This is a genomic window from Vibrio sp. VPAP30 (genome assembly GCF_001188205.1).
Classification (GTDB): domain Bacteria; phylum Pseudomonadota; class Gammaproteobacteria; order Enterobacterales; family Vibrionaceae; genus Vibrio; species Vibrio bivalvicida.
The window spans coordinates 63,637-75,946 of record NZ_LBLS01000026.1 but is presented as its reverse complement, the minus strand read 5'-3'; the positions used below and the strand labels follow the sequence as shown (position 1 = coordinate 75,946).

The following is a 12,310-nucleotide window of genomic DNA, read 5'->3' as shown; positions in this document are numbered from 1 at the left end:
TTGCTTTAATTTGTGTGTTATTAGTGATGATGCCCACCAGTGCGGCCACCATAAGCGCCACTTTCTGGTTCGAATGACGCGTCTTCTGTGGTGACTTTTGCACCCAAGCCTTGGACCATTTCATCCAACACATGATCGTGCTGGTAACGGACCCAACCAAATTCCACTTGCAACGGTACATGCCGGTTGCCAAGGTGATAGGCCACGCGCGTCAGTAGATGCAGATCGCTGCAATAAACCGAGGAGACCTTTTCCGGCGCGGCTTTGATTTCGACGATCATGCCGCATTGGCTTTTGAGTTGCTCACCGCCACGTAAAATGTGTCCGCGCGGCAGAAACAAACCCGCTTCGCGACCATCATCTAGCTCAACTTTAAGTCGGCTCTTAATTCGGCTATCTATTGGCAAGCTAAGAAACGCATTCGGGTTAGTACAAATTTCTTTGCTGATTTCGGTAAGTTCGATCATCTCATCTCCTTATCAGTTCGTTTACTGGTTAGTTATTTTCGTTGCAGCGTTAAAACAAGAAGTACTTTTGCGCCATGGGTAACACGTCAGCAGGCTTACACACTAACAGCTCACCATCAGCGCGAACTTGATAGGTCTGAGAGTCCACTTCGATGTTCGGCTGCCAGTCATTAAGCTTCATGTCGGCTTTGCTGATATCGCGGCAATGGCTGACAACCCCGATTTGGCTGCCCAGACCAAGCTCACTCGCGATGCCTGCTTGCTCAGCCGCTTGGGAGACAAACAACATGGAGGTGTTTTTCGATGCCTTGCCGTAGCTACCAAACATGCTGCGATAATGGACAGGCTGAGGTGTTGGTATCGAAGCATTAGGATCGCCCATCGGCGCCATGGCAATCATGCCCCCTTTAAGAATCACGCTCGGCTTAACGCCAAAGAAAGCGGGCTTCCACAACACAAGATCGGCAAGCTTACCCACTTCAATTGAACCGACTTCATGCGCCATACCGTGAGTAATCGCTGGGTTAATGGTGTACTTAGCGATATAGCGTTTGAGTCGAAAGTTATCGCTGTAGGATGAGTCTTCTTTCAAGCTGCCGCGCTGTACTTTCATCTTGTGCGCCGTTTGCCAAGTGCGAGTGATTACTTCGCCCACACGCCCCATCGCCTGTGAGTCTGATGCAATCATCGAGAAGGCGCCGAGATCGTGCAGAATGTCTTCCGCGGCGATGGTTTCGCGGCGAATTCGAGACTCGGCAAATGCCACATCTTCAGCAATAGAAGGCGACAAATGGTGGCACACCATCAACATATCGAGGTGCTCATCAACCGTATTGACCGTGTAAGGGCGAGTTGGATTGGTCGATGATGGCAGAACATTGGACTCACCCGCAGCGCGAATAATATCTGGTGCGTGCCCCCCGCCTGCTCCTTCGGTGTGATAGGTATGAATCACGCGATCGCCAATCGCACCTAAAGTCGATTCTACAAACCCTGACTCATTCAGCGTATCGGTGTGAATCGCGACCTGAACATCCATCTCGTCAGCAACCGACAAACAGGTGTCAATTGATGCTGGCGTCGTGCCCCAATCTTCGTGTAGCTTCAAGCCAACAGCACCCGCCGCTACCTGCTCTCTTAGCGCTTCTGGCTGACTAGCATTACCTTTCCCGAGTAGCCCAAAGTTCATTGGAAACTCATCTAACGCTTCAAGCATACGATGCATATTCCACGGGCCGGGGGTACAAGTTGTCGCGTTAGTGCCTGTGTTGGGGCCAGTACCACCACCAATCATGGTGGTGACACCTGAAGCCAATGCTTCTTCGATTTGCTGCGGACAAATAAAGTGAATGTGCGAGTCGACACCGCCCGCGGTTAAAATTGATCCTTCCCCTGCTAAGATCTCTGTCCCCGGTCCAATCACAATCGTCACTTCTGGCTGCACATCAGGGTTGCCGGCTTTGCCTATGGCTTGAATACGCCCATTTTTAACCGCCACGTCTGCCTTAACGATACCCCAGTAATCCAATACCACTGCGTTGGTGATAACCAGATCTGGCGTTTCGGCGCTTGGGCGTTGACTTTGCCCCATGCCATCACGAATCACTTTACCGCCGCCGAATTTAACTTCGTCGCCGTAAACAGTAAAATCCTTTTCTACTTCAAGCCACAGTTCGGTGTCTGCGAGACGCACGCGATCGCCCACTGTTGGCCCAAACATTTCGGCATATGCCTGACGAGAAATGCTTGCCATTACCTATCCTTGTTTTTGTTTGTTATTGGGCGAGTTTGCCCATGACTTTACCTTGGAACCCGTATATCTCTCGCTTACCTGCAAACTCAACCAACTCAACCGTGCGAGATTGGCCAGGTTCAAAGCGTGTCGCAGTCCCAGCAGGGATATTGAGACGGAACCCTTTACACGCTTCACGCTCAAAACGCAGTGAATCGTTGACCTCAAAAAAGTGATAATGCGAGCCGATTTGTACTGGTCGATCGCCAATATTTTCCACTTTGACCTTGATGGTTGCGCGGCCAACATTGAGTTCAATCTCGCCAGAGGCGGATTCAATTTGACCGGGAATAAAACCAGAATATTGACTTGTTGATGCTGACATATGATCTCCTAGACGATTGGCTCATGAACGGTGACCAATTTGGTCCCATCAGGAAAGGTGGCTTCGACTTGTACATCAGGAATCATGGAAGGCACGCCCTCCATAACGTCATCAACTGTAAGAAGTGTTCGTCCAAAGTCCATAAGCTCAGACACTGTTTTGCCTTCGCGAGCACCTTCAAGAATGGCACTGCTAATAAACGCTACAGACTCTGGATAGTTAAGCTTTAACCCTCGCTCTTTTCGTTGCTGCGCCAGCATCCCAGCGCAGAAGATCAACAGTTTGTCTTTTTCTCTCGGTGATAATTCCATTGGTTTCCTTGCCATTCCCTTAACATGATGGAGAAGGTGCAAAGAGAAACATGGAGTTTAGGTTGCCCAAATCCTTGGGGGCTGAGGAGTTTCACCTGTCCAGTATTGGCGCGCTTGTTGCCAAACCTGTTGAAAGCTCTCCAAGATCACCTCACTCCATTGACCCAGTGCTCTCACGACAACCATTTCTTCTATCTGTGTCGCAGCAATCACCAAGTCCTCTGTGCCGACTTCTTGCTGTATGTTAGAGAGCAAGCTCTGTACCAGTTGAAAAAAATCCTCATTTTCGACAGAAATATATAACGTTCCCGCGAGAGAGAAATTAAGCAAGCCCTTTTCAATCATGGACTTATCGCCACCAAAAATATTTAACCCCTCGGTCAAGATTTTTCTACCGTCTCGGTAAACCTCTGTTTTTCCGACTAAATGTCCGGAGGAAAATCCCTCATTTAGTGCAGGACGCCCAAAACAGTGCATTTCCCAGCCCACAAATAGGGCATCACGATCAAGATGAATCTCGGTATCAAGGCGAGCATGAGCATCAGGAAAGAAGATGTTTTCCTGTGGTAACCACTCGAGTAAACCACCACCTTCAACATGCAATATCTGTTTCTGATGAGCGTAGCGTTTTTCCGAGCGATAAAACTTAGTCGCACCCGGTGTGGTGACCAGAGCATGTGCCCCTTGTTCCACGCGAGTGCTTATTTGCAGAGTGTCGCCACCGACCACACCTCCGGGTGGATGCAACAAATAGGTATGGCACGTTTTCCCTTCGGGATACAAAGGGCGCTGAATCGCTAAAGGCCCTTTCTGTTGACGGTCTTTGATGACGGTTTTATCCCCTCGGTCTTTAAACAAAAGCGATAACATGGCCTTCCAGCCTTTCTCTACATCAGACTCGATGTTCTTTTTAAGCGTTTGATTATTATCACCTAAATCAAACGCAACAGCAGGTTCACAAATCATACGGTGAGATACTCCTTTATCAATCTTTCATCCAGCTCTTCCATGTCCCCTTGGGCGACAGTGCGCCCTCTATCCAAGATGCAAAACTGATCGCCGACCTTGCGTGCGAACGGCAGTTTTTGTTCTACCAGTAAAACCGTAAGTCCAAATTTCTCATTCAACATGCGAATAATATCGCCGATTTCTTGCACAATATTAGGCTGAATCCCTTCCGTCGGTTCATCCAAAATCAGCAAGCTAGGGTTGATTACCAGCGCCCGACCTATAGCCAGTTGCTGCTGCTGCCCACCTGATAAATCGCCCCCTCTGCGATGCAACATTTCCTTCAACACAGGGAATAGCTCGAAGATAAATTCGGGGATGTGACGGTCTCCTCTTGCTCGGATGGGTAAACCTACTTGCAAGTTTTCTTCCACAGTTAACATTGGAAAGATTTGACGACCTTGTGGAACATAGCCGATCCCCATTCTGGGCCGAGCTTCGGCTTCTTTTTTGATGATAGAGTCTCCTTCAAGGGCGATGTCGCCACTCTCGGTTTTGACCAACCCCATAATGCATTGCAATAAGGTCGTCTTACCTACACCATTACGCCCCATTAACACGGTGCATTTTCCTTTGGGGATCTCCATCTCCAAGTCCCAAAGTGTGTGGCTCTCACCGTAAAACTGGTTCAATCCAGAAATAGATAGCATGTTACTCCCCCAAATAAACCTGTTTGACTTGCTGGTGCGCTTGAACCTCATCCATAGTGCCTTCTGCCAACACATGCCCCTGATGAAGCACAGTGACATGGCTAGCAATAGAGCGGACAAAGTCCATATCATGCTCAACGACCACCACAGAGTGTTTACCAACTAGTGAGTTAAGTAGCTCAGATGTACGATCCATCTCTTGGTGGGTCATGCCAGCCACAGGTTCATCAATAAGCAGCAGCTTAGGGTTTTGCATCAACAGCATTCCTATCTCTAACCACTGCTTTTGGCCGTGAGAAAGGTTGCCTGCCAGCTGCGTTTGATGGTCATGCAGGTGAATTAAACTCAGTACCGATTCGAGCTTGTCTTGTTGCTCTCCTGTCATCTTTGCTACATACGAACCCCACACAGAGCGCACGCCGGACATGGCCAGTTCGAGGTTTTCCCACACAGTTAAGCATTCGATCACCGTCGGCTTTTGAAACTTACGGCCAATTCCCGCATTAGCGATCTCGGCTTCATTCATATTGAGCAAGTTGAGGTTCGAGCCTAGCCAAACCTCGCCAGTATCCGGTTTCGTCTTACCCGTGATGATGTCCATCATGGTGGTTTTCCCAGCTCCATTTGGGCCAATAATGCATCTGAGCTCTCCTTCACGGATGTACAGATTGAGATCATTAATCGCTTTAAAACCATCAAAGGTTTTGTTCACCCCTTCCACATAGAGCAAGATGTTGTGTCTGGTATCAATCAATGGGTGAACGTCCGGCTTAAGAAACGAGAACACTTGATCTCGACGCGTAACTTCAGCGAGTGATTGCTTAAATTGCTCGGTGCGCTTTAACTCAGTCATACCAAGACCTCCTTACTTTTCTCTTCGCCGCTGTTCGATTCAAACGCGCTGTGCCCGCTTTTTCGATTGACGACTAAATGCCACTTTTCACTGACAAAGCCGATTAAACCTTTCGGGAAGTAGAGCGTTGAAAGTACGAACAAACCTCCGAGGGCAAACAACCACACTTCTGGAAACTCTACCGTGAACCAGCTTTTGGCATAGTTGATCACCAAAGCGCCAACAATCGCACCAAACAAGGTTGCACGACCGCCAAGGGCAACCCAAACTACCACCTCTATCGAATTGAGCGGCGCAAATTCACCTGGATTAATAATGCCAACTTGCGGCACATACAGCGCGCCCGCTATCCCGGCGATCACCGCAGAAAGAACGAACACCCACAGTTTGATGCCATCGACGTCATAACCCATAAAGCGTGTGCGTGATTCGGAATCACGAATCGCAACCGATACGCGACCAAGACGGCTCGCTACGACGCTGCGACAGACCAAATAGCTGCCAATAAGAGCAATGCCAGTCGCAATAAACAATGCGATTCGAGTACTGTCTTGCTGCAAGCTAAAGCCCAGAATGTCTTTAAAATCGGTTAGGCCATTGTTGCCGCCAAAGCCCATTTCATTGCGGAAAAACGCCAACATCAGCGCATAGGTGAGAGCTTGAGTAATGATAGAAAGATAGACCCCTGATACTCGAGAGCGAAACGCCAAATAGCCAAACACATAGGCCATTACGCCAGGTACCAACACCACCATCAGAGCCGCAAACCAGAAGTGGTCGAAGCCATGCCAAAACCAAGGCAGTTCTTGCCAGTTTAGGAACACCATAAAGTCAGGCAGGATGGGATTACCATAAACACCGCGATCGCCGATCTGACGCATTAAATACATGCCCATCGCGTAGCCACCAAGCGCAAAAAATGCGCCATGGCCTAAACTGAGAATACCCAAATAGCCCCATACCAGATCGACGGCGAGCGCCAACATCGCATAGCTAAGGTATTTACCCAGTAATGAAATAGTAAAGGTTTCGACGTGAAGCGGGTGCGAAGCAGGCAACATCATATTCGCCAGCGGAATGAATATCACTGCTGCCAAGATGGCCAATATTGTCATCTGACCGCCCTTATCGCCTTGCAGTGCAGAAAGGACAAAAGAGCGAGAGGGTTTCGTGTGTGTTTGATTGGTCATAACGCCTCCTTAACTCTCAGCCGCGCGACCACGCTGAGGGAACAATCCTCTTGGTCGCTTCTGAATGAACAAGATGATAAACACCAGCACCAGGATTTTAGCCAGCACCGCTCCGGCCCATGGCTCCAAGATCTTGTTAAACAATCCCAAGCCTAAACCGGCGACCAGCGTTCCCCAAAGGTTACCTACGCCACCAAATACCACCACCATAAAGGAGTCGATAATGTAGGCTTGGCCCATATTTGGCCCAACGTTGGTTAATTGAGACAGAGCAACACCTGCCACACCTGCCACCCCCGCACCTAAACCAAACGTCATTGCATCGACACGCTCAGAACGAATCCCCATTGCTCTTGCCATCGGGCGGTTTTGCGAAACGGCGCGAACCTGCAATCCTAGTGGTGTTTTCTTCAAGATCATCACTAAGGCCATAAACACCATGGCACAGAACAAGATGATGTAGAGACGGTTGTATGTCAGCGACAGCATGGGGTTAATTTCGAGCGCACCCGCCATCCAATCTGGCGTACTGACCGAACGATTTAACGGAGAGAAGATAGAGCGAACTGCCTGCTGGAGAATCAAACTGATACCAAAGGTTGCCAGTAGCGTTTCGAGAGGTCGTCCATACAGGTGACGAATCACGCTGCGTTCAATCAAGATACCAACCAAGCCTGACACCACGAATGCCATTGGAATCGACAGAATCAACGCAATTCCAGTGTGAGCAGGGAGAAGTTGCTGCATCACATAGGTGGTATAAGCCCCTAACATAATCAGCTCACCATGCGCCATGTTGATCACACCCATGACCCCAAAGGTAATCGCTAGACCGATTCCCGCCAGCACCAGTACAGAGCCAAGGCTTAGTCCAAAAAACAGCGTCTCGACACCTGTGTAGAGTCGTTGGCTTTGTTGGTAATCTTGTAAACCACGCTCTGCGGCCGCAATGAGTTGTGGAGCAGTCTCTTGCGCCAAAATCGTGTTAAGAGTCTTAAGTACAATGGGGTGATTGGATTGAGAGATAGACTCAACAGCGTCAATGCGATTGGAGGCCTTAGGATCAAGCGCCGCATCAATCGCAATAGCGAACGCCAACATAGCAACGATCTCTGCGTTGGTTTCAGTTTGTTGTAATGCGCTGAGCTTATCTATTGCTTCAGGATTACCTGTTAGCGCTTTGATTGACTGCTTGCGAACCTCAGGGTCCTCGCTGTTAAGACCAAGTGATGCAATTTCAATACGAAGGTAAGCACGAAGTTTATTGTTCACTTTTATTTTTTTAAACTTGCGCTTGTTTTCAATGATCAGAGGATCGTTATTCCAAGCCTGTCTCGCCTCTGCCCCTGTTTGAGCACTCTCGATAATAAATAGCTGTTGATGCTGAGCGTGTTTGTGATCTTTAAGGTAATAGAGCTGTCCATTCAGCCACGCCTCTAAAATGGGCTTGGCTGTGTCATGAGAATAGTTTGAGGCAAGCCAGCTAGCCGCTTGCTGTTTTTCGTGTGTGTTCTTTCCAGTCAACCTCTGGAAAAAAGAGTCTTGAGTCAGTGGCTTAACGTTCTCGGCCGACGCCGTCGTTAATCCAATAAGCACAGAAACTAGCACACAGAGCATCCGTAATACGGTCGTCATGATATGCATCCTTGCGTTAGAATTTATGGCAATGAAAATGCGCTGCGTTACCACATGCAGCGCCAAACTTTTCAGGTTATTTAGTGGGGGGTTGAGTCTTAATTTGTCCCTGAACACTTGTTGGTTTCAACGTTAAACGCACCGCAAGAAAACGGCTTCGACCAACTAGAGAAGAGTTTCGCCGACTCAGGAAGATACTCTGACCAAGCATCACCTGCTACGAGGCCCGTCGTTTCCCAAACGATATCGAACTGACCATCATCTTGGATTTCACCGATTAACACAGGCTTAGTGATATGGTGGTTAGGCAGCATAGTTGAGTAACCGCCAGACAAGTTTGGTACAGACACGCCAATCAAGGCATCTTGCACGGCTTCAGGATCCGTCGTACCTGCATTGGTTACCGCTTGCGCCCACATGTTAAAACCGATGTAGTGCGCTTCCATAGGATCGTTGGTCACACGTTTTTCGCTGGCGATAAACTTCTGCCACGTTTCGACGAACTCATCGTTCTTCTCCGTATCGACGCTCATGAAGTAGTTCCATGCCGCTAAGTGGCCGACAAGCGGAGAGGTGTCCATGCCAGACAGCTCTTCTTCCCCAACAGAGAAGGCCACAACTGGGATATCTTCTGAAGAGATACCTTGAGCGCCAAGCTCTTTATAGAAAGGGACGTTGGCATCGCCATTAATGGTCGAGACCACAGCGGTCTTTTTGCCTTCAGCGCCAAACTTCTTAATGTCAGAAACGATCGATTGCCAGTCTGAATGACCAAAAGGCGTGTAGTTGATTAAGATGTCTTTTTCGCTCACCCCTTTACTCTTGAGGTAAGACTCTAAGATTTTATTGGTAGTACGTGGATACACATAGTCAGTACCGGCCAGTACCCAGCGCTCAACATCAAGTTCATTCATTAGGTAGTCAACCGCGGGAATCGCTTGTTGGTTTGGCGCAGCACCAGTGTAGAACACATTCTTCGACGACTCTTCACCTTCATACTGAACAGGGTAGAAAAGTAGGCTGTTGAGTTCTTCGAATACCGGCAACATGGATTTGCGCGATACGGATGTCCAGCCACCGAACACCACATCGACTTGCTCTTTTTCAATCAACTCGCGAGCTTTTTCTGCAAACAGTGGCCAGTTTGACGCAGGATCGACCACTACCGCCTCAAGCTTTTTACCGAGTAGGCCACCTTTTTTGTTCTGCTCGTCCACCAGCATCAGAACGGTGTCTTTCAATGTGGTTTCACTGATCGCCATCGTACCGGATAGTGAATGCAAGACTCCGACTTTGATTGTATCAGCTGCGTTTACCACACCAGACATACATGCTAATGCGCTACCGACTGCTGCAAGCTTGAGTTTGAACTTCATGTTCATTGAATATCTCCTTATAGTGAATTGTTATTCAATCCTTTATGTCTAAAGAGACAAATCCAAAATCAATGCCAAATTAATCTAAGGGTAGTTTATTTATTAACATATTGATTATAAATAGCTTAGTTGTAAGCCTTGCCATTTAGGTGCAACTACGCGATTGAATCTCGCTGCATACTAGTGCAACTACAAATCCAGTTTCACCATTTTGGAGAGATGACTTGAATCAATGTCAGTACAGACAACATTCAAGTACGGCTAGCAAGCCGATGATTGGTAGGAACAATGTGCAGAAATTGACGCCCTTCTATACATAGATAAATAAAAAAGCCCCCAATAATGAGTTACCAATTATTGGGGGCTGCATACCTAGCTTGCCTATTTGCTTAGATTATCTCACTCAGCTTAGCTTATAGAAAACCGTCGATAGTGGCGGTAATCGCAATTGAATAGATTGCTCTAAGCCCTCACTTTCTATCTCTTGCGTAGCCACAGAACTCAACACTTCGAAATCACTGCCGTGATATTTAGCGTCATCAGTATTCAATAGCAATTGATAGGTCCCTTTATGTGGTACACCCAATAGAAACTCTTCATGTGGGACTGGTGTAAAGTTACTCACTACCAAAATACGCTCGCCACTGTCACTCAGCCGTTCATGAGCGAGGATTGACGCTTGTGCTGCATCTTGTAAACGCCACTCAAAACCTCGCGGTTCACAATCCAGATCGTGCATTGCCTTTTCGCTACTGTAGAGCTTGTTCAGATCACGAGTTAAAGCCTGAACACCTTGGTGGCGTTCAAAGTCGAGTAGGAACCATTGCAACTGATCATCATGGTTCCATTCTCCTGTCTGTCCAAACTCTGCCCCCATAAAGTTGAGCTTTTTGCCTGGTTGCGCATACATGTAACCGAGATAAGCACGTAAATTTGCCGTTTGCTGCCACTCATCACCTGGCATCTTATTGTGGATCGAGCCCTTACCGTAAACGACCTCGTCATGAGATAGCGACAATACGTAGTTTTCACTATGAGCATATACGAGTGGAAAAGTGATCGTATCGTGATGATATTGACGATGAATAGGGTCTTCTTGGATGTAAGAAAGCGAATCATGCATCCAACCCATGTTCCATTTAAAGCCGAAGCCCAAACCACCCATAAAGGTTGGTGCAGAAACACCTGGAAATGCCGTTGATTCTTCGGCAATTGTCATCGCATTCGGGAAGTATTTGTACACTTCCTCATTCATCCATTTAAGCGTTGCGATCGCATCATAGTTTTCGTTTCCGCCATCAACATTTGGAATCCATTGATCGTGGCTACGCGAATAATCGAGGTACAGCATTGAGGCAACTGCATCAACTCGAATACCATCAATATGAAATTGCTCAAACCAATACAGAGCATTCGAAACCATGAAGCGACGTACATGTTCACGGCCAAGATCGTAGATGTATGAGTTCCAATCTTGATGCCAGCCACGACGAGGGTCTGGATCATGGAACAGAGGCGTACCATCAAAGTTCGCCAAACCGTGGTCATCGGATGGGAAATGCGCAGGCACCCAATCGAGCACCACACCTAGACCGGCTTGGTGACACTGGTCTACAAAGTATTTAAAATCATCCGGCGTACCAAAACGGCTGGTTGGGGCGAATAAACCAACCGGCTGATATCCCCAAGAACCATAGAATGGGTGCTCTGATACAGGCATTAATTCTACATGCGTATAGCCCATATCGACTAGGTAAGGAATTAGCTGCTCTGCCAGTTCACGGTAGTTGAGAAAGTCACCATTAGCGCCGCGACGCCAAGAGCCAGCATGCAATTCATAAAAAGAGAGAGCTTCTTTGCGTTTTTCGGTGACAGGCCGGTTTTGCCATTTTGCATCTTGCCACTGGTAACGACTGTGATCGTAAGTTACAGAAGAGAAAGATGGGTACTGCTCGGCAAACGCTCCCCAAGGGTCAGCTTTATGTGGTAAACCCTCACCATTAGGTCCTTTCAGCTCAAATTTATACTTAGTACCTTCAGGTAGGTTAGGAATAAAGATCCCCCAGATACCATAATCTAAGCGTTGCATTGGCGTGCGGCGTCCATCCCATTGGTTAAATTCACCGACCAAGCTACATGCAGACGCATGGGGTGCATAAACCAAGAAACGGATACCAGAGATTTGCTTACCACCGCGTTCCAGCGTCATAAACTGGGCACCCATGTGCTTGTACATCTCTTTTGGCGTATGCAGATCGTCGTATTCCGCGTAGATGTTGTGGTACTGATAAGGGTCATCGACTAGCTGCTCAGTTCCGTTCCAATCTACGGCTAGCAGATAGTGCGTTAAATGCAGGTTTTGCGCCTGCTTAAGGATAAAGCCTGAAGCATCTTCACGTTCGAGTTCTACACGCTCGTCATTGATCACTATCTCAACTTTATCAGCACCCGGCATCCATACACGCAGTGCTCCATGCTCTGGATTAATAAATGGGCCGATAAAAGAAAATGGGTCAGCAAACGTCGCGTGTGAAAGTCGGTTATATATCTTTGTTGCCTTACCTAACGTTGGTGTTTTCAAGTTACTTCTCTCCCTAACCTAACTTTCAAAAACCGAATAAATTCGGTTGTATTATTTACGGGCCATATGACCCAAAAAGCCCGCTATGCAGCGGGCTTAATTAGCGTTATGGCAGTTTACCG

General features: G+C 47.9%; 11 protein-coding genes. All 11 read right to left on the bottom strand.

All coding sequences use genetic code 11. The features are described from left to right. Positions 1-20: 20 nt before the first annotated feature. Entirely contained in the window at positions 21-467 is a 447-nt protein-coding gene (ureE, locus tag ZX61_RS10835) for an urease accessory protein UreE (RefSeq protein WP_049844645.1), read from the bottom strand. A 49-nt stretch (positions 468-516) separates the two neighbouring features. Continuing rightward, a complete protein-coding gene (gene ureC / locus ZX61_RS10830) occupies positions 517-2,220 on the bottom strand; it encodes an urease subunit alpha (protein WP_049844644.1) in 1,704 nt (567 codons plus the stop codon). Between the two features lie 22 nt (positions 2,221-2,242). Next, positions 2,243-2,584, bottom strand: coding sequence for an urease subunit beta (locus ZX61_RS10825; protein WP_049844643.1), 342 nt, complete (start codon positions 2,582-2,584; stop codon positions 2,243-2,245). 8 nt (positions 2,585-2,592) lie between these two features. Next, the gene (ureA, locus tag ZX61_RS10820) at positions 2,593-2,895 is read right to left on the bottom strand and encodes an urease subunit gamma (RefSeq protein WP_008079177.1); all 303 of its coding nucleotides are present in this window, start codon (positions 2,893-2,895) and stop codon (positions 2,593-2,595) included. Between the two features lie 57 nt (positions 2,896-2,952). After that, positions 2,953-3,861, bottom strand: coding sequence for an urease accessory protein UreD (locus tag ZX61_RS10815; RefSeq protein WP_049844642.1), 909 nt, complete (start codon positions 3,859-3,861; stop codon positions 2,953-2,955). After that, a complete protein-coding gene (urtE, locus tag ZX61_RS10810; RefSeq protein WP_049844641.1) occupies positions 3,858-4,553 on the bottom strand; it encodes an urea ABC transporter ATP-binding subunit UrtE in 696 nt (231 codons plus the stop codon). Before urtE ends, ZX61_RS10815 begins: the two co-directional genes overlap by 4 nt. A gap of 1 nt (position 4,554) precedes the next feature. Next, positions 4,555-5,406, bottom strand: coding sequence for an urea ABC transporter ATP-binding protein UrtD (gene urtD, locus ZX61_RS10805; protein ID WP_049844640.1), 852 nt, complete (start codon positions 5,404-5,406; stop codon positions 4,555-4,557). Beyond that, positions 5,403-6,596: an urea ABC transporter permease subunit UrtC gene (gene urtC, locus ZX61_RS10800; protein ID WP_049844639.1), complete on the bottom strand. Its 1,194-nt coding sequence runs from the start codon at positions 6,594-6,596 to the stop codon at positions 5,403-5,405. The genes urtD and urtC overlap by 4 nt, the downstream gene beginning before the upstream one ends. 9 nt (positions 6,597-6,605) lie before the next feature. Continuing rightward, positions 6,606-8,231 (bottom strand): urea ABC transporter permease subunit UrtB, encoded by a 1,626-nt coding sequence (gene urtB, locus ZX61_RS10795; protein ID WP_049844638.1) that lies wholly within the window; start codon positions 8,229-8,231, stop codon positions 6,606-6,608. A 98-nt stretch (positions 8,232-8,329) separates the two neighbouring features. Beyond that, on the bottom strand, positions 8,330-9,613 hold the full coding sequence (gene urtA / locus ZX61_RS10790; protein ID WP_049844637.1) for an urea ABC transporter substrate-binding protein: 1,284 nt from the start codon (positions 9,611-9,613) through the stop codon (positions 8,330-8,332). Positions 9,614-10,010: 397 nt separating this feature from the next. Then, complete coding sequence (glgB, locus tag ZX61_RS10785) at positions 10,011-12,188, bottom strand: 1,4-alpha-glucan branching protein GlgB (protein WP_049844636.1); 2,178 nt, start codon at positions 12,186-12,188, stop codon at positions 10,011-10,013. Positions 12,189-12,310 lie beyond the last annotated feature (122 nt).